General features: G+C 63.8%; 22 protein-coding genes, 1 pseudogene and 1 riboswitch. Of the genes and pseudogenes, 17 read left to right on the top strand and 6 right to left on the bottom strand.

What is annotated here, in order from left to right:
• The first annotated feature begins 34 nt into the window (after nucleotides 1-34).
• From OIK40_RS11495 to OIK40_RS11480, 4 genes and pseudogenes are all read left to right on the top strand, one after another.
• On the top strand, nucleotides 35-1,303 hold the full coding sequence (locus OIK40_RS11495) for a metal-dependent hydrolase family protein (RefSeq protein WP_273678530.1): 1,269 nt from the start codon (nucleotides 35-37) through the stop codon (nucleotides 1,301-1,303).
• Nucleotides 1,304-1,448: 145 nt separating this feature from the next.
• Entirely contained in the window at nucleotides 1,449-1,916 is a 468-nt protein-coding gene (locus OIK40_RS11490; RefSeq protein WP_273678478.1) for a hypothetical protein, read from the top strand.
• 80 nt (nucleotides 1,917-1,996) lie between these two features.
• A riboswitch (TPP riboswitch) is annotated at nucleotides 1,997-2,107 on the top strand.
• 42 nt (nucleotides 2,108-2,149) lie between these two features.
• On the top strand, nucleotides 2,150-4,024 hold the full coding sequence (gene thiC / locus OIK40_RS11485) for a phosphomethylpyrimidine synthase ThiC (protein WP_273678477.1): 1,875 nt from the start codon (nucleotides 2,150-2,152) through the stop codon (nucleotides 4,022-4,024).
• Nucleotides 3,993-4,475, top strand: a pseudogene (locus OIK40_RS11480) (RidA family protein); the annotation flags it as partial. The gene thiC and the pseudogene OIK40_RS11480, both read left to right, overlap by 32 nt.
• A 103-nt stretch (nucleotides 4,476-4,578) precedes the next feature.
• Here the strand turns inward: OIK40_RS11480 and OIK40_RS11475 are convergent.
• Nucleotides 4,579-4,713: a hypothetical protein gene (locus tag OIK40_RS11475; RefSeq protein WP_273678475.1), complete on the bottom strand. Its 135-nt coding sequence runs from the start codon at nucleotides 4,711-4,713 to the stop codon at nucleotides 4,579-4,581.
• A gap of 261 nt (nucleotides 4,714-4,974) precedes the next feature.
• Here OIK40_RS11475 and OIK40_RS11470 point away from each other — a divergent pair, with 261 nt between their 5' ends.
• The 8 genes from OIK40_RS11470 (at nucleotide 4,975) to OIK40_RS11435 (ending at nucleotide 9,471) form a co-directional block, all read left to right on the top strand.
• Nucleotides 4,975-5,217 carry a cold-shock protein gene (locus tag OIK40_RS11470; RefSeq protein ID WP_273678474.1) on the top strand — a complete coding sequence of 81 codons (243 nt, stop codon included), beginning with the start codon at nucleotides 4,975-4,977 and terminating at the stop codon, nucleotides 5,215-5,217.
• Nucleotides 5,218-5,325: 108 nt separating this feature from the next.
• Nucleotides 5,326-5,532, top strand: a complete 207-nt coding sequence (locus tag OIK40_RS11465) for a hypothetical protein (RefSeq protein WP_273678473.1) — start codon at nucleotides 5,326-5,328, stop codon at nucleotides 5,530-5,532.
• 11 nt (nucleotides 5,533-5,543) lie between these two features.
• Nucleotides 5,544-6,098, top strand: a complete 555-nt coding sequence (locus OIK40_RS11460; RefSeq protein ID WP_273678472.1) for a DUF3833 family protein — start codon at nucleotides 5,544-5,546, stop codon at nucleotides 6,096-6,098.
• 77 nt (nucleotides 6,099-6,175) lie between these two features.
• Nucleotides 6,176-7,228, top strand: coding sequence for a hypothetical protein (locus OIK40_RS11455; protein WP_273678471.1), 1,053 nt, complete (start codon nucleotides 6,176-6,178; stop codon nucleotides 7,226-7,228).
• Nucleotides 7,229-7,273: 45 nt separating this feature from the next.
• The gene (locus tag OIK40_RS11450; RefSeq protein WP_273678470.1) at nucleotides 7,274-7,924 is read left to right on the top strand and encodes a hypothetical protein; all 651 of its coding nucleotides are present in this window, start codon (nucleotides 7,274-7,276) and stop codon (nucleotides 7,922-7,924) included.
• Nucleotides 7,925-8,499: 575 nt separating this feature from the next.
• Nucleotides 8,500-8,712 carry a cold-shock protein gene (locus OIK40_RS11445; RefSeq protein WP_273678469.1) on the top strand — a complete coding sequence of 71 codons (213 nt, stop codon included), beginning with the start codon at nucleotides 8,500-8,502 and terminating at the stop codon, nucleotides 8,710-8,712.
• 89 nt (nucleotides 8,713-8,801) lie between these two features.
• On the top strand, nucleotides 8,802-9,029 hold the full coding sequence (locus tag OIK40_RS11440) for a hypothetical protein (RefSeq protein ID WP_273678468.1): 228 nt from the start codon (nucleotides 8,802-8,804) through the stop codon (nucleotides 9,027-9,029).
• Nucleotides 9,030-9,120: 91 nt separating this feature from the next.
• Nucleotides 9,121-9,471, top strand: coding sequence for an HPF/RaiA family ribosome-associated protein (locus tag OIK40_RS11435; RefSeq protein ID WP_273678467.1), 351 nt, complete (start codon nucleotides 9,121-9,123; stop codon nucleotides 9,469-9,471).
• A 15-nt stretch (nucleotides 9,472-9,486) separates the two neighbouring features.
• On the opposite strand, the gene OIK40_RS11430 is transcribed toward OIK40_RS11435, so the two are convergent.
• Nucleotides 9,487-10,719, bottom strand: a complete 1,233-nt coding sequence (locus OIK40_RS11430; RefSeq protein ID WP_273678466.1) for an FAD-binding domain-containing protein — start codon at nucleotides 10,717-10,719, stop codon at nucleotides 9,487-9,489.
• Nucleotides 10,720-10,783: 64 nt separating this feature from the next.
• Here OIK40_RS11430 and OIK40_RS11425 point away from each other — a divergent pair, with 64 nt between their 5' ends.
• Complete coding sequence (locus OIK40_RS11425; protein WP_273678465.1) at nucleotides 10,784-11,212, top strand: COG3650 family protein; 429 nt, start codon at nucleotides 10,784-10,786, stop codon at nucleotides 11,210-11,212.
• 28 nt (nucleotides 11,213-11,240) lie between these two features.
• Complete coding sequence (locus OIK40_RS11420) at nucleotides 11,241-11,648, top strand: GFA family protein (RefSeq protein ID WP_273678464.1); 408 nt, start codon at nucleotides 11,241-11,243, stop codon at nucleotides 11,646-11,648.
• Here OIK40_RS11420 and OIK40_RS11415 read toward each other — a convergent pair.
• A complete protein-coding gene (locus tag OIK40_RS11415) occupies nucleotides 11,645-13,117 on the bottom strand; it encodes a S41 family peptidase (RefSeq protein WP_273678463.1) in 1,473 nt (490 codons plus the stop codon). The two genes, OIK40_RS11420 and OIK40_RS11415, sit on opposite strands and share 4 nt — an antisense overlap.
• 240 nt (nucleotides 13,118-13,357) lie before the next feature.
• Here OIK40_RS11415 and OIK40_RS11410 point away from each other — a divergent pair, with 240 nt between their 5' ends.
• Both OIK40_RS11410 and OIK40_RS11405 read left to right on the top strand, forming a co-directional pair.
• Nucleotides 13,358-13,948, top strand: coding sequence for a YbhB/YbcL family Raf kinase inhibitor-like protein (locus OIK40_RS11410; protein ID WP_273678462.1), 591 nt, complete (start codon nucleotides 13,358-13,360; stop codon nucleotides 13,946-13,948).
• Nucleotides 13,949-13,980: 32 nt separating this feature from the next.
• On the top strand, nucleotides 13,981-14,232 hold the full coding sequence (locus tag OIK40_RS11405) for an SWIB/MDM2 domain-containing protein (RefSeq protein WP_273678461.1): 252 nt from the start codon (nucleotides 13,981-13,983) through the stop codon (nucleotides 14,230-14,232).
• 42 nt (nucleotides 14,233-14,274) lie between these two features.
• Here OIK40_RS11405 and OIK40_RS11400 read toward each other — a convergent pair whose 3' ends face one another.
• On the bottom strand, nucleotides 14,275-14,511 hold the full coding sequence (locus tag OIK40_RS11400; protein WP_273678460.1) for a DUF3253 domain-containing protein: 237 nt from the start codon (nucleotides 14,509-14,511) through the stop codon (nucleotides 14,275-14,277).
• Nucleotides 14,508-14,951 carry a cupin domain-containing protein gene (locus OIK40_RS11395; RefSeq protein ID WP_273678459.1) on the bottom strand — a complete coding sequence of 148 codons (444 nt, stop codon included), beginning with the start codon at nucleotides 14,949-14,951 and terminating at the stop codon, nucleotides 14,508-14,510. Before OIK40_RS11395 ends, OIK40_RS11400 begins: the two co-directional genes overlap by 4 nt.
• A 64-nt stretch (nucleotides 14,952-15,015) precedes the next feature.
• Here OIK40_RS11395 and OIK40_RS11390 point away from each other — a divergent pair, with 64 nt between their 5' ends.
• On the top strand, nucleotides 15,016-16,314 hold the full coding sequence (locus OIK40_RS11390) for a dipeptidase (protein ID WP_273678458.1): 1,299 nt from the start codon (nucleotides 15,016-15,018) through the stop codon (nucleotides 16,312-16,314).
• On the opposite strand, the gene OIK40_RS11385 is transcribed toward OIK40_RS11390, so the two are convergent.
• On the bottom strand, nucleotides 16,315-16,467 hold the full coding sequence (locus tag OIK40_RS11385; RefSeq protein ID WP_273678457.1) for a hypothetical protein: 153 nt from the start codon (nucleotides 16,465-16,467) through the stop codon (nucleotides 16,315-16,317).
• Nucleotides 16,468-16,502: the final 35 nt, after the last annotated feature.

Below are 16,502 nucleotides of genomic sequence, written 5' to 3'. Positions count from 1 at the left end.
CCAATCTTGCGGGAGAGAGATGATGAAGCAACCCATGCGCCGGATGGCCGCACTTGTCGGCACACTGGCTGCGGTAATGGCCGCGCCGCTTGCCGCCGAAACCGTGGCAATCCGTGCCGGCAGTGTCATCACCGATGCCGCCGGCGATCCGACCGGCCCGGCGACGATCATCGTGGCCAACGGCAAGATCGTGTCGATCACGCCCGGTCACGGGGCGGTCGTAGCGGACCGCGAGATCGATCTGGCGAGTAAGACCGTGCTGCCCGGCCTGATCGATCTTCACACCCACCTTACCGGCGATCCGGGCGGCGATTTCTGGAAAGAGGCGACCGAGCCCGATGAATGGGGCGTGGTCGTGGGGGCCAAGAACGCGCTGGTGACGGTGCGCGCGGGCTTCACCACGGTGCGCGAAGCGGGCAGCGCCCAGGAAACCGCCTTTGTCCTGCGGCGCGGCACCGCCGAAGGGCTGGTGCCGGGGCCGCGTATCGTCGCCGCCGGCCCGGCGCTGTCGATCATCGGCGGGCACGCCGACGTCAACGGCTTCCGGCCCGAGGTGAACGAGCTGCTTGATTCCGGCTTCACCTGCACCGGCGAGGTCGAATGCGCGGCCAAGGTGCGGCTTGCCAGCCAGAACGGTTCGGACGTGATCAAGATCACCGCTACCGGCGGCGTCCTGTCGCAGCAGGGGCGCGGGCTGGAGGCGCATTTCACTCCGCAAGAAATGAAGGCGATTGCCGATACGGCGCATTCGCTGGGCCTGAAAGTCATGGCCCACGCCCACGGCGCGCGCGGGATCCAGCAGGCCGCCGAAGCGGGGATCGATTCGATCGAGCACGGCACCTATCTCGATGAAGCGGCTGCAAAGGCGATGAGGGCCAACGGCACAGTGCTGGTGCCGACGCTGATGGCGCTGGAGGGTGTTTCCGAAGGGCTGGGCAAGGGCGTCTATACTCCCGTGGTTGAGGACAAGATCCGCGCCGTGCAGCCGCTGATGGCCTCGCTCGTCAGCCGTGCGCGCCAATATGGCGTGACCGTGGTCTTCGGCACCGACGCGGGCGTGTTCCAGCATGGCCGCAATGCCGAGGAACTGGGCCTGATGCGCAAACAAGGCATGAGCGACCGCGAAGTGCTGGCCAGCGCCACCACCGGTGCTGCCAAGGTGCTCGGCATGGAAAGCCAGATCGGCCGCCTCGCGCCCGGCTATTCGGCGGACATCATCGCGGTGGACGGCAACCCGCTGGCCGATGTGACCGTGCTGGAAGATGTCGATTTCGTGATGGTGCGGGGGCGGGTGATCGACTGAGGGGGCGTCTTGCCGGGCCGGCGTTCGCCGCCGCGCGATGCCCCGCCGCGCGATGCCCCGCCGCGCGATGCGACGCCGCGCCGGCAAGGCGGGGATGGTCGAGCCGGAGATTGACTTGTCAGGCAGGCGGCGCATTGTCCCAAACATGAAACCAGCAGCCCTTCTTGCCGCCTTCGCCGCATCATTCGTGCCAGGCGCTCCGGCCCATGCCGCCACGGCCGAATGTCCCGATTCCGTTGCTGCGCCCGCCGAGATCGAGCAGACCATCCACGATTTCTTCGACGCGCTGCGGATTGAGGACAAGGCTCCGTTCGCGCAGCTGACGACCTCGACCTTTTACGCTTTCGATGTGGGCGAGCGCTTTCCGGGCGCGACACTTGTCGACGTTGTCGTCGAAGCCTTGGGCAATGGGGTCGAAATCAACTGGAATCTCGGCCCGATGGATACCACTGTGCGTTGTGATGTCGCGTGGTCGCAATGGGAGAACACCGGCAGCGCGGGCACCCCGCCCGATGTGCGCCCCGTGCGATGGCTGGAATCGGCCGTGCTGGTTCATGACGGCACCCGCTGGAAGCTCGATTTCTTCCATTCGCAGCGCGCGGCCGCAGAATAGATCGCCGGGCCTGCAACCGCAGCCAAAGCGCCCCGCCGGTGTCGAACTGCTGGATTTGTCCGCCTTGACGCGCTAGTGGTCACCCATCCCCGGGGAGCCTGCTGAGGCTGAGAGGTGGGTGTAAGCACCCCACGACCCGTCGAACCTGAACCGATTAGCATCGGCGGAGGGAGTGGGCTGGTCGTTGCACCATGACACCCGCGCTCTTTCCGCCTGTTGGAGAGAGACAGCATATGGCCGACATCAATTCACCCGTCGAAATCGGCGTCACCACCGGGCCTATTCGCGGCAGCCGCAAGGTCTATGTCGGCGCGCGCACCGGCTCCGGCATCCGGGTTGCCATGCGCGAGATCGATCTTGAAGGCGGCGAGCCGAGCGTGCGGGTCTATGACACCTCCGGCCCCTACACCGACCCTGAGGCCCATATCGATATCCACGCCGGTCTCGCGCCGCTGCGCCGCGACTGGATCATGGCGCGCGGCGATGTCGAGGATTACGCGGGCCGCGAGGTCAAGCCGGAAGATAATGGCCAGCTCGGCCCGGATCGTTCGGGCGGCGTCCCGCAGTTCCCCAATGCGGTGAAGCGGCCGCTTCGGGCCAAGGCGGGCATGAATGTCAGCCAGATGCACTATGCCCGCCGCGGGATCATCACGCCGGAAATGGAATATGTCGCCGAGCGCGAGAATCTGGGGCGCGAGATTGCCGCCGATCTGATCCGCGACGGCGAAAGCTGGGGCGCGGAAATCCCCGATGTCATCACCCCGGAATTCGTGCGCAGCGAAGTCGCGCGGGGGCGGGCGATCATCCCCTCCAACATCAACCACCCGGAAAGCGAGCCGATGGCGATCGGGCGCAACTTCCTTGTCAAGATCAACGCCAATATCGGCAACTCGGCCGTCGCCAGCGATGTGGCGCAGGAAGTCGACAAGATGGTGTGGGCGACCCGCTGGGGCGCGGACACGATCATGGACCTCAGCACCGGTCGCAACATCCATGACACCCGCGAATGGATCATCCGCAATTCGCCCGTCCCCATCGGCACCGTGCCGATCTATCAGGCGCTGGAGAAGGTCGGCGGCATCGCCGAGGAGCTGACCTGGGAAATCTTCCGCGACACGCTGATCGAGCAGGCCGAACAGGGCGTCGACTACTTCACCATCCACGCCGGCGTGCGCCTGCCCTACATCCCGATGACCGCCAAGCGCGTCACCGGGATCGTCAGCCGCGGCGGATCGATCATGGCCAAGTGGTGCCTCGCCCACCACAAGGAGAGCTTCCTTTACGAGCACTTCGACGAGATCACCGAGATCATGAAGGCCTATGACATCGCCTACAGCCTCGGCGACGGCCTGCGCCCCGGATCGATCCGCGACGCCAATGACGAAGCGCAGTTTGCCGAGCTCTACACGCTGGGCGAGCTCACCAAGCGCGCCTGGGAGCAGGACGTGCAGGTGATGATCGAAGGCCCCGGCCACGTGCCGATGCACAAGATCAAGCAGAACATGGAAAAGCAGCTGGAGGCTTGCGGCGAAGCGCCGTTCTACACCCTCGGGCCGCTCGTCACCGATATCGCGCCGGGTTACGACCACATCACCAGCGGCATCGGCGCGGCGCAGATCGGGTGGTACGGCACGGCGATGCTCTGCTACGTCACGCCCAAGGAGCACCTGGGCCTGCCCGACCGGGACGATGTGAAGGTGGGCGTTGTCACCTACAAGCTCGCCGCCCACGCCGCCGATCTTGCCAAGGGGCATCCGGCGGCACAGGTCCGCGATGATGCGCTGTCCAAGGCCCGCTTCGAGTTCCGCTGGCGCGACCAGTTCAACCTCAGCCTCGACCCAGAAACCGCCGAGCAGTACCACGACCAGACGCTGCCCGCCGAAGGCGCGAAGTCGGCGCATTTCTGCTCGATGTGCGGGCCGAAATTCTGCTCGATGAAGATCACGCAGGAAGTGCGCGACTTCGCCGCCAAGCAGAACGCCGCCACCGAAACCTTCATCGCCGCTTCGGAAGAAGAGGCCGAGAAGGGCATGGCTGAAATGAGCGCCAAGTTCCGCGAAGTCGGCAACCAGCTCTATGTCGGCGCGGGGGACCGCGAACACGACTGAGCGGCCGAGGGGAAACAAGGGGGGGAATGACATGACGACACGCATCATCGCCGCACTGGCGCTGGCGGCGGGACTGGCCCTGGCGCCGGTTCCGGCCAGCGCCGACGGCCACACCGGGGCAGAGACGGGCGAGGCCGCCGGGGCAGGGGGCATCATCTTCTACCCATCGACCCTGCCCTATCCCTTTGCCGATGCGGTGCAGGTGGGCGAGGTGCTCTACCTGTCGGGCGATATCGGCGAAGCGGGCGACGGACGCTCGCTGGTGCCGGGCGGCATCGAGCCGGAAACGCACCGCATCTTCGAACGGCTGAAAGCCCGCCTCGCCCGCCACGGGCTGGGGCTGGGCGATGTGTTCAAATGCACCGTGATGCTGGCCGACATGGCCGACTGGCCCGCCTTCAACGCGATCTACGCCGGCTATTTCGAAAAGGGCCGCTATCCGGCACGCTCGGCGATGGGGGTGAACGGCCTTGCCCTCGGCGCTAGGGTGGAGATGGAGTGCCTCGCCCACAAGCCGCAGTCTTGAACGGGCAGCCGGCGGTGCGGCCCCGCGCCTAGCTGTTCTTCATGTTCTCCAGGCCCTTGATCGCGCCGGGCTTCAGGCTCGGCTGGCTGGCGTTTGTCTTGGGGCCCTTGTCCTTCTTGGGCTTGCGGGTTTCCCGGCTCTTCTTTGCTTGGCCCTTGGCCATCGGATGTTCCAATCGGGCGGAATGCCCGCAATAGCGATGCGCCTATATGACAGATGAGTCAATTGAGATGAAATAATAATTCAATAAATTTAAATGAAGTCATTGCGGAATCAATATACATCCCCATATCAGTATGGCTACCAGTCAAGCATGAATAAATAAAGGACAATAAAAATTGTCACAATATTCAAAGCGGCTTTTGGCCCCGGGCGCAAGTCATCACATCTGATGGCCCGCGCGGACACAAAAGGAAGCACCATCATGACCAATTATGGCAAGATTCACTCCTACGACACCGCCAAGGGCGCCGGGATGATTACGCCGGACAAGGGTGGCGATGCCCTGCCGTTCAACAAGACCGATCTGCAACAGCAGGCGCAGGAGCCGCGCACCAACCAGCGCTACGGCTATGACACGCGGCAGGTTGATGGTGGCAAGGCACACGCCACCAATCTGCAGATGGAGCAGGGTAACAGCGGCAGCGGCTCGAAACAGCAGAGCTGACGCAGGCCAACCTGTCCATAGTCAAGGGCTTCCGGTTCACCGGGAGCCCTTGACGCTGTCCGCTTCCCGTCCATAGTCCGTCTCCAGATGCAAAGGCCGCCCGTTTCGATGGATCTCAACCAGCTCCTCCACGCCCACCAGATCGCCCTTGTCGGCGAAAGCCGCGCCCGGACGCGTCGCAACCGTGCGGCCTATGGCGATGCGGTTGCGGTGCTGGCCTGCCGCATCCGTCACGAACGCGATGCCGGCGGCGCCGATATCGGCGCGGCGCGCTTCGTGGTGGGCGAGCCGATCGCGGCTTACCGGGACCGCTGAGGGCAGGCGGCGTGCGCACCGGCCTGATCGCTGCGTCGTCGCTGGCGCTGATGCTGGGGGCCTGCGTCTCCACACCCGAAACCGCGCCCGTCATCGCCCGTGCAGAGGCGCCGCGCTTCGATCCCTTCGTGTTCTTCCTAGGAGAGAGCCGCGGCACCGCGACGCTGAAAAAGGCGCTGTCCGATCCCGTCCCCGTCACCGTGGAGAGCCGCGGGCGGATCGTGATCGAGCCGCACCACGAAGCCAGCTGGGACGCCGCACCGACCCGCGTCCTGGTGCTCGACCAGACCGTGATCGAGGGCGCCAAAAAACCCCGCGAGCGCCAATGGCGCCTGATCGAGGTGGCCCCCGGCTATTACGAAGGCACGCTGACCGACGCGATCGGGCCGGTGCGGGGGCGTAGCGAGGGGAACCGGCTGGTGCTCGAATACCGCATGAAGGGCGGCTTCAGCGTGCGTCAGGAGCTGACCTTATCGGAGGACGGCCAGCGCGCGTATAATGTCCTCAAGGTGAGCCAGCTGGGCGTGACCGTCGCGGTGCTGGCGGAGGAGATTGTGCGGGGGTAGCGCTAGTGACCATTTTTTCCGACTGTCCAAAGCATAGGTTCGGACCTCCGTCGAGTTCAGAAAGCATGTTCAATTATTTGAACACTTCCGCTCGAGAAGAGGCCGAGACAGCCAGAAGAACGATAGAGAATTGGTTTGGCGACTACCCTCGCGAATTTAGATCCCGCTGGCTGGGTGACTTCCGCAGTCATGATGACGGACAGCACGAGTCTGCTTTTTTTGAGCTTTTTCTTTTCAAGTTTTTCCAGGCCAATCTATGCAAACGCGTTGAAATTGAGCCTGATTTTGAGTGGCAAAAAGGGGCGCCAGATTTCTTGGTCGAAACAAAAGATGGAATGATTTTTGTGGTCGAGGCAATTTCCCCAAATTACCGATCTGATGAGGTTGCGTCGTCTTCGAAAATATCATCTGAAATACGGGATGCAATCAATGAAATCGCACTCGAAAATCACTATATTGTTTTAGAAAAAATTATCCCACCCAGTCGATCTATAAAAAAGAACAAAATAAAGATTTCTATTGAAAATTGGATTAAATCTAATCCGAAAAAGAATGAAAAATTCATATATAAAGATTCTGGATGTTACATTAAAATTTCTTTAATCGAATCCCCAAACAGAGATTTGAATTCACTCAATTATCGAGCTATTGGGATTGAAGTGGGTGGCGTCTCCACAAGACGATCCGGTGAAGAAATAAAGATGGCTTTAGAGAAGAAGGCCAATAAGTATAGATCGTTAGGAATGACTTATATTATAGCTTTAAATGCTAGATCAATTGTTGATACTGAAGATGACTATATTTCTGCTAATTATGGCACTAATTCTCTTGTATTTGATATAGGCCGCGACGGCATTGAAAATCGGGAGCCGAATTTGGTCCGTAATAACGATGGCTTATTTAATGATGGAGGTAGGGCTCGAAAGGCTAATGTTAGCGCCGTATTGATCTTCGATGGTATCAAACCATGGCAGTGGCGTGATCGTAAGAGCAGTCTAATTCATAACGCCTTTGCCAAGCACCCTTTGGGAGCGCTACAACTTGGTGGCGATGCTTGGTGCATCCAAGGGTCCGATCTATGTAAGATTGAGGGGCGGGATGTGGGCTCAATTTTTGATGCAGGCTGCTAATATCCCCCCCTTTCCTACTCCCCCACCCCGCGCCATCCTTCGCGGATGGCCCGTACCCCGTCCCCCCGCTCGCCCGGTGCGCCCTCGCTTCGCGCCGTTCCTGACACCCCCCGCGCTGAACGCCATGATGGCTGGACGCTCGAAAAGCAGCTCGCCTTTCTGCGGGCGCTGTCCGCCACCCATTCGGTGGCCGAGGCGGCGCGATCTGTCGGCATGTCGCGCGCCTCGGCCTATCGGCTGCGATCGAAGCTGAAGGGCAAGCCCTTCGATCTCGCGTGGGAGGTGGCGTTTCACCATTCCTTCGACGTGCTCGCCCACGCCGCGCTCGAACGCGCGCTCAACGGGGTGGAGGTGCCGGTCTATTACCAGGGCGAGATGGTCGGCACCTATCGCCGCTTCGATGAACGGCTGACGGTGGCGCTGCTGGGGCGCTTTACGCTCGGCGGCAATCCCGCCTTCGGGCGGCTGGGGCCGATGGCCGAACGCCATGCCCGCGATTTCGAGGCGCTGCTGGGCCGGATCGCAGCGGGCGAGGATGTGGAGACCGGCGCGGCCACGCCCGATGCGCCGGGCGAACTGGAATCGCTGCAGCACTTTGTCGCCGGAAACACGGTCCGCGCCTCCGCCACCTGTCCGTCTCACCTGTCGGACGAGGAATTAATGAAGCGATTACAGGAAGATGGTGACTGGATGTGAAGGTGACAGGGTGTCACCTTTGTATACTTTGTAATAATATTACGTGTTTGTGTTCCGCATCGCCTCCGCGATGCGAAATCCTCGCTTCCTTTGCCTTGCGCACCCGCCTCCGCGGGTGCGTCCTCGGTGCGTTTCGATCCCTGCGGGATCGAGCACCTGCGGGCGGGCGGTCGCCCTTGCGGCGCTGCGCGCCGGAACCGCGCCCCATTGCGACACTGGACAGTCGCGCTGGCCCGGCCCCGCAAGGGGCCGCAAGGCCGACCGGCCGCCCGCAGCGACGCGCCCGCAGGGCGTGTGAGCGAGGATTTCGCACGCCGGAGGGCGTGCGGAACACAAAGACGCGGACACAAAAATCCACGAAATTAGGAGAAACACCCCATCCGTGCTAAAGCCCCTCTCGCTGACGTCGAAATTTGCGACGGACTTCGAAATTTGCGCTCCGCCGCTTGCCATGGGCTCGACCCGCAGGCCCCGGCGTTAACCAGACGACGACTTCCTTTCATCGGACGATTTGACGCACTCCCCCTGCCGCGTGTTGCGGTGGGGTAAAGCATTGTTCTTGAAAGGAACACACCATGAGCAAGACCGGAACCGTAAAGTTCTTCAACACCGACAAGGGCTATGGCTTCATCCAGCCGGATGATGGCTCGTCCGACAGCTTCGTGCACATCACTGCCGTTCAGGCAGCGGGCATGCACTCGCTCGATAAGGACCAGCGCCTCAACTACGAACTCGAGCGCGGCCGTAACGGCAAGGAAAGCGCCATAAACCTTTCGGCGGCTGACTGACCGAACGAAACCGGGGCCGGGGCGCATGGCGCGTCCCGGTTCCGATAATTTCTCCCGCCTCCCCCCCCTCTTCCGGCAGGACACCACCAATGGCCCAGACCTACGAATTCTATTGCGAACGCGCGGACGAAGCCGCGGCGCTGGCCGATGCGGCGACGCTCGACAATGTGCGCGAACGGGAGCTGCGGTCGGAAAAGACATGGCGCGGGCTGGCCGAACAGGCGCGCAAGACTGCCGTGCAGCGCGCCAAGGCCGATCAGGTGCGCGCCGACAAGCGTGCGGCGGAAGCTGCCGAGGCAGAGGCCGAAACCGACTGAGCTCCGCCCATTTGCGGGGTGGAAACCCGCGCCTGCGCTTCCCATATTGTCAGTGGCAACAGAACCACAACAAGAATGAGGAGGAAAGCCCATGGCAATGCAGTTCCAGTTCAACACCGATAGTTCGGTGATGGGCACGGATAACGTGGCCGAGCGGATCGAACAGCAGGTGCGCCACAGTCTGGCGCGGTTCGAGGATCGCCTGACCCGGGTCGAGGTGCATGTGAGCGACGTCAACGGGCGCAAGCATGGTGCCGACGACAAGCATTGCACGATCGAGGCGCGCCCGCGGGGCGGTCGTCCGATCGGGGTTACCGGCAAGGCGGCCGATGTCGATGCCGCGGCGCGGATTGCGGCGAACACGATGGCCGAACGGCTGGAACGGGTGTTCGGCAAGGCCGAACGGCACCGGCACGATCCTTCGCCCGACAAGATTCTCTGATAGCGGCGGGGGCGCTTATCCGCCCCCGATCCCGCATCCACCCAACAGCGCGTCAATCTGCTTGGCGACCCCGAAAAACCCTGCCTTGGCATGCGGCCAGGTGGCGCGGTGGAGCGGGTTCAGCAGCGTGCTGACGCGGCCTTGCTCCGCAAGATCGGACAGTCCCGGCGCCAGCGCGTCGCGGGTCCATCCGGCGGGGAGATAAGGCACGGCGAGGCGATCCACGCCGGCTGCGGCCAGCAGTGGTTCGATCGGCTCGCCTTCGCGCCATTCGATCGAAGGACACCCGAAAGCCTCTTCCGCCTCGGCCAGTCCGCCGGCGATGGCTCCGGCGGTGAAGCGGGCGGCGGGCGTGCCGATCGTGCCCGGCGAACGTGCCTCCGGACGGCTCGCGCCGATCACCAGCGCGGGCGCGGCGGGCAGGGCGAGCGCGGCGTGATGCGCCGCTTCGTCGTGCAGTAGCAGCGCGAAAGGCTGCGCGAGGTCTGCGGCAGTTACCGGCGGCGGCAGGTCGGGCAGGCGGCGGGAATATTCGGTCGGCTCGCTCAGCGGCTCGGCATCGCCTGCCAGCCCCTCGGCAGAGAGCGGGCCTTGCGGGTGTCCGGCGGTGTAGCGGGCGATGTTGTTGGGCCGTGCGAGGTAGTGCTTGCCCTTGGTATGCAACCCCGCGACCCAGCGCCACGACAGCGTGTTCGACGCGGCATCGCCATCCAGCAGGTGCCGCAGGAAGAAATCGGCACCCAATTGCCAGTCGAGCTTGAGGGTGAAGATCCAGATGCTCGCAAACCACATGCGGGCGTGATTGTGGAGGTAGCCGGTCTCGACCAGTTCCTTTGCCCAGACGTCGAAGGCTGTGATGCCGGTGCGGCCTTCGGTGGCTTCGGCATAGGCGGTGCGCAGGCCCGAATTGCGTTCCATCGCTGCCAAGGCGGCGTCGCGGCCCGCGCAGTAGCCTGCCCAGATCGCAGGACGCTGTTCGAGGTAGCCCTTGAAGTAGATCCGCCAGAACACCTCGGCGATAAACTTTTCCGCCGCGTGCGGGCTGTGCCGGGCGAGCACGGCTTCGAGCACTTCGGTTTCGCCCATCAGCCCTGCATGCAGCCACGGCGACAATTGCGAGACATTGCTGCGACCACCGTCGGCGGGGCCGTTGTCGTGATTGCGCTCATCGGCATAGCGTCGTCCGGCAGCGGGCAGAAATTCGGCAAGTCGCGCAAGGCCGCGCGCGCGGTTCGGGGACCAGTCCATGCGCGCCTAACCCCTTGGCCGGTGCATGGTTCCGTCCTATCTTCGGGCTTGAGGAGAGAGGCCGATGATCCGCACCCCTGCCGCGCTCGCTGCGCTCATGCTCGCCGGCGCCTGCACCCCGGCCAAGACCGACGGGGTCGATCCCGAGGGCAAGGCCTTCGACGCGGTCGCGCCGGGCGAGGTCATCAACCTGACCGGAACCGAGCCGTTCTGGAACGTCACCATCATCGGCCAGACCGCCCGCTACAGCAATCCCGATCACCCCGAAGGTTTCGACTTTGCCGTCACCCGCTTTGCCGGAAACGGCGGGATGGGCTTTTCGGGAACGCTGTTTGATCAGCCTTTCACCGCTACGCTCACCCCCGGCATTTGCAGCGACGGGATGAGCGACCGCAGTTTTCCCTTCGTCGCCACTATCGCTTTGGGCGGGGAGACTCTGGAGGGTTGCGGCTATACGGACAGCCAACCGTTCACCGGCGGGGAAGCGCCCTGAGGCGCGGCGAGGCAAGGGGAGAGAGACGATGACCATGACCGGAGGCTGCCTGTGCGGCAAGGTGCGCTACACCTGCGAGAGCAACCCGCTGCTATGCGTCACCTGCCATTGCAAGAACTGCCAGCGTCAGGCCGGAAGCAGCCTGTCGGTGATCATCGGCGTGCCGGAGGACGCGGTCGCTTACGAAGGCGAGCTGAAGACCTATAACGACACCGGCGACAGCGGCGCGACGGTGCGCCGGCAGTTCTGCCCCGATTGCGGATCGCCTGTGTTCACCCGGGTCGAAATCCCGCCGGGGATGATGTTCATCAAGGCCGGGACGCTGGACGATACCAGCATCCTGAAACCAGCCTTCCACTGCTACACGAAAAGCAAGCAGGACTGGGTGGATCTGGGCGATATTCCCGCCTTTGAGACCGTGCCCGACGGGCTTTAGAACAGGCCCGGTATCTCCAGATCGCCCGCACCGGGGCGCCGCGGACGCAGCGGTTCGCGCTGCGGCAGGTCGAGCCCGATCCGCGCGGACTGCGCGGCATCCATTCCGCTGGCGGCGGTATTCGCTCCGCTTCCCGAAATCGGGGTGCAGGAGCGTCCGGCAAGAAAATCGAGCGCCGCCGCGATCGATGCTTCGCGCGGGTCGCCGAGCGGGCGGAAAATGTCGTCTCCTGCGCGGCAGGTGTTGGGCACCACGCCAGCAAGACCGGAGTAATATTCGCCCTCGTCATCGGCGTTGACCGTCTGGAAGGCTACGGCACGCACGCGCAGGTCGCAGGCCGACAGATCGAAGCCGAACTGGCCAACCGGTTTGCCGAATGTGTTCGATCCCACCAGCGCCATGTTGTTGCCGAGATAGGGGATCATCGAATTGGCCACCAACTCGCTCGCCGAAGCGCTGGCATTGGTGGTGATGAAGGCAATCCGCGTCGGTGCAATGGCATTGGCTTCGTTGCGGAACAGGCGGGTTTCGTTTTCGGCGGACTTGGATGCGCGCAGCACGGTCTTGCTCCACACCTGCCCGGCGCGACCCTGTCCCATCAGGTCGCCCATGACGTCAGCCACGTCGACCAGACCGCCGCCATTATACCGCAGATCGATAATCAGCTCGGTCACGCCCTGCGTGCGAAACTGGCCAAACGCATCGCGCAGTTGGTTGGCGGCATCGGCAATGATGAAAGTGCGCAGGTTGATATAGCCGACGCGCCGACCGCCTTCGTTGATAACCAGCGCACCGTATCGGTCCGACACCGGATCGAGCGCGAAATCGGTCTTTGTGATCGTGGCCTCGACCGTCGGGCCGCTCGGCTGCACGAAGCGCAGCACGCGGGTGGTGCCCGCTGTCGACGGGCCGAGCGCATTGACCACCGCCTGTGGGCCGCCGCTGGCCATCAGGCTCGACACGCTCTGCAAGGTCGCGCTGGTGGTGCCGATCGCGGTGATCTCGCTTCCACGGTCAAGCCCTGCGGCCAGGCCGTTGGCGCCTTCGAAAGCTTCGGTCACGAACACGCGGTTCGCGGTCGTATCGTAGAACAGGCGGATGCCGAAGCCCGCGCTCGAACCCGAATTGATCAGCGCGTTTTCTTCCGCGATCGAGGTCGCGAAAGTGAAGAAGCGGTCGCGGTTCTGCGCGCGCGCCGGGGCAACGCGGGCATCGAGGTAATCCTGCAGACTGCTAAAGCTGGCCGGGTTGGCCGTGGCGAGCAGGCTCGGGAACAGATACCATTCGTTGAGCACGCTGTCGGCGAAGTCCTGCTGCGCGCGCAGGCCGCAGGCAGAGCTGGACGGCGTCGGGGTGGGCGTCGGAGCAGAGCCGCCCGAAGTCGGCGGCGGAGTGGACGAACCGCCTCCGCCACAGGACACAAGAGCGGCTGCAAGAACAACGCTGAGCGCGGTGCGAGCGACTTTCATGACGGGGCGCGACTCCGGCGAAACAGTGGCAGGGGGCTTCTCTCGGGAAGCGGGCAAGGGATGCAATGTCTTGGCGCCGAGGGCAAGAACCGTTGCGCCGGTGATGCAAAAAAGCCCTTATCGGACCGTTTTTTGCCTGCTTTTGCATGTTTTTCCGCAGAAACCGGCGAAAACCTGTCGGGCAAGCCTCGTTTCTCGGTCTCGAAGGGACTAGCACGGAGGCAATGAAACGGCAGAATCATGACTGAATTTCCCGCATGGCTTGCTCCGCATGTGCCCGCTGCCGCGCGCCATCCCGGTCTGGCGGTGGCTGCGCTCGGCTCGGCGCAGGCGCTCGGGCGCAGCGGGTTCGCGCTGACCAGCCCCGCCTTTCGCGCCGGCGATGAACTCGACGGAAGCTTCACCGCGACCGAGGAAGATGCCGTGGCCCCGCCGCTAGAATGGAGCGCGCCGCCACCGGGTTCGCAGGAACTGGTCATCGTTGTCGAGGAAGCCTCGGCCAAGGGTGCCGAGGCACCGTGCCACTGGCTGGTATGGGGTCTCGCCGGACAGCGCGGCAAGCTGCTGGAAGGCGAAGTGCCGCCGCGCACCGGCAAGAATGCTTTCGGCAATTCCGAATGGCTGCTGCCCGACCCGCCCGAGGGCGAGACGCGCCACTACCTGTTCCAGATTTTCGCGACCGATTTGCCGCTGGTGCTTATGCCCGGGGCAAGCCGGGCGGAACTGCTCGCATCATTGCAAGGGACCATTACGGCCTGCGCAGTGCTCCATGCCACCTTCACCGGTGGCGGGGAGGATGATGATGCGGGCTGGGAAGACGATGATTTCTGATTAACCTGCCACTGAAGACAAGGGAGTAGATGATGGCTGGCACAACGAACGCACTGCAGAAGCCGGTGCAGCTTTCCGGTGAACTCGAAGCGCTGATCGGCAAGGGTCCGATGACCCGCGCCCAGGTGACCTCGAAGGTATGGGAATACATCAAGGCCCACGGCCTGCAGGACAGCAAGGACAAGCGTCAGATCAATCCCGACGCCAAGCTTGGCGCGGTGATCGGCAAGGACCAGATCTCGATGTTCAAGATGACCGCTGCGGTCTCGAAGCACCTCAAGTAAGATCCGCCCGGCGCCCTTGCGGCGTCTTGCGGCTTGCAAGCATCAACGGCGCGCGATCCGGTAGGGTCCGCGCCGTTTTTGCATGGGTGCGCCCTTCCACGAAAGTCCGATTGTGCCGCATGCCAGCAGCGCATCGGTGGCGGCATGCACCGCCTCCATTTCGGCGCGCCAGTTGCCCTGCGTTCCGGCAAGCCGCCGCGCGGCCTCGCTCGGGCAGATGGTTGCGCCCGCCGCGCGCTGGGCAAGCAATGCGAGGATGGCGTCTTCGGCCGCGCTCAAGCGCCCGGCTCCCAGCCCGTCGGGGCTAGGGTGAAACCGGCGAAATCAAACCCCGGCACCACCACGCAGGAAACCAGGCTGTAGCCGTGTCGCGGCGCACCTGCAGGGCGGGCAGCCTGCCATTCGCCCGGCGCGACGAGGCCCTGCAACTGCTGGCCCGCGCCCACGTCGCTGCCCAGGATGACCGATCGCACCGGCCCTGTATCGCTTGCGGAAAGGCGCAGTTCAAGCGGATCGCCCGCCTGCCACAGCCACAGTTCAGCCGCATCGACCCTGTGCCAGTGCGAAGCCTCCTCTGCCTTCAGCAGAAAGATGATCGCAGTGCCGCGCGCGCGCCCGTCCTGGCCGGCATCGGCTCTCCACGTTTCGCGGTACCACCCGCCTTCGGGGTGGGCGGCAAGGCCCAATTGTTCGATCAGTGCGTCCGCGCTATCAGCCATGCTTCGTGTCCTTGCCTGCTCCGTCTTCGCTGGTGCGGGCGCTCTAGCTCCGGGAGCCTCACCCATGCAACTTTCCGCAATCTCGCGCGCCGCGCTCGCCGCCGCACTCATGCTAGGCGGCCCGCTATGGGCGCAGGATGCCGCGCCGGTCGATCCGGCCGAGGCGACCGCCAATGCCGCGCTGGAGGTTGCGCCGGTGTTCGACGGCCACAATGACGTGCCCAACCAGCTGCGCAGCCGTGTCGCCAACCAGATTGCCGGCTTCGATTTCGAGGACACCACCGGCACCGGCGAGGGCCATCCCGATGGACGCGCCCTGCACACCGACCTTGCGCGACTCGAGGAAGGCAAGGTCGGCGCGCAGTTCTGGTCGGTCTATGTCCCCTCCAACCCCGACGAGGCTGAAGCGGTGCAGCAGGTGATCGAACAGATCGACGTCACCAAGCGCCTCATTGCGCGCTATCCGCAGGGGCTGCGCTTCGCCACCACCGCCGACGAGGTTGAGACCGCGATGGTCGACGGCAGTGTCGCCTCATTGCTGGGCATGGAAGGCGGCCATTCGATGGGATCGAGCCTCGGCGTGCTGCGCCAGCTCCATGCTCTGGGCGCGCGCTATATGACGCTCACCCATAACAGCAACACGCCTTGGGCCGATGCCGCGACCGACAATCCGGTGCACGGCGGCCTCAGCGACTTCGGCAGGGACGTGGTGCGCGAGATGAACCGGCTGGGAATGCTGGTCGATCTTTCGCATGTGAGCGAGGAGACGATGCTCGACGCGCTCGATGTGGCGAAGGCACCGGTGATCTTCAGCCATTCGGGTGCGCGCGCGATCAACGGCCACCCGAGGAACGTGCCCGACAGCGTACTCCGGCGTCTGCCTTATAATGGCGGGATCGTGATGGTGGTGGCGCTGCCGCGCTTCATTACCGAGGATCTGCGCCAGTGGGGTGCTCGCCGCGCGGCAGAGCAGGCGCAGCTGGGCGTGCTGTTTCAGGGGCAGCCCGACAAAATAAGGGCGGCACTGGATGCATGGGACGCGGCCAACCCCGAACCGCAAAGCACGATCGCCGACATGGCCGATCACATCGATCATATCCGCGAAGTCGCGGGGGTGGAATCGATCGGCATCGGCGGAGATTTCGACGGGATGCCATCTGGCCCCGTGGGTTTCGAAGATGTGCGCGGCTATCCCGCGCTGTTCGCCGAACTGGCGCGGCGTGGCTATTCGCAGGCTGAACTCGAGATGATCGCGAGCCGGAATATCCTGCGTGTGATGCGCGCGGCCGAGGCCTATGCCGCGAGCGTCAGTGACATGGACCCGATCGAGACGCTGATCGCGCCGGCTGCGGCAGGCAAGTGATCAGCGCGCCAGCGCAGGGACGATCCACACCAAGCTCATGGCGATGATGGCCAGCGCGAGGCTGATGCCCAGCACATAGCGCAGGCCGGTATTGCTGACGGCTCCGCGTGCGGCATCTTCTGCGATGCGCACTGACTCTTTGATGTCGGCCATTGTCATTCTCCCGTTGGTTGGCGCTGCGAAACAAG

The sequence above is a fragment of the Erythrobacter fulvus genome (genome assembly GCF_028595285.1).
Taxonomy (GTDB): Bacteria; Pseudomonadota; Alphaproteobacteria; order Sphingomonadales; family Sphingomonadaceae; genus Erythrobacter; species Erythrobacter fulvus.
This window is presented reverse-complemented; position numbering and strand designations above follow the sequence as displayed.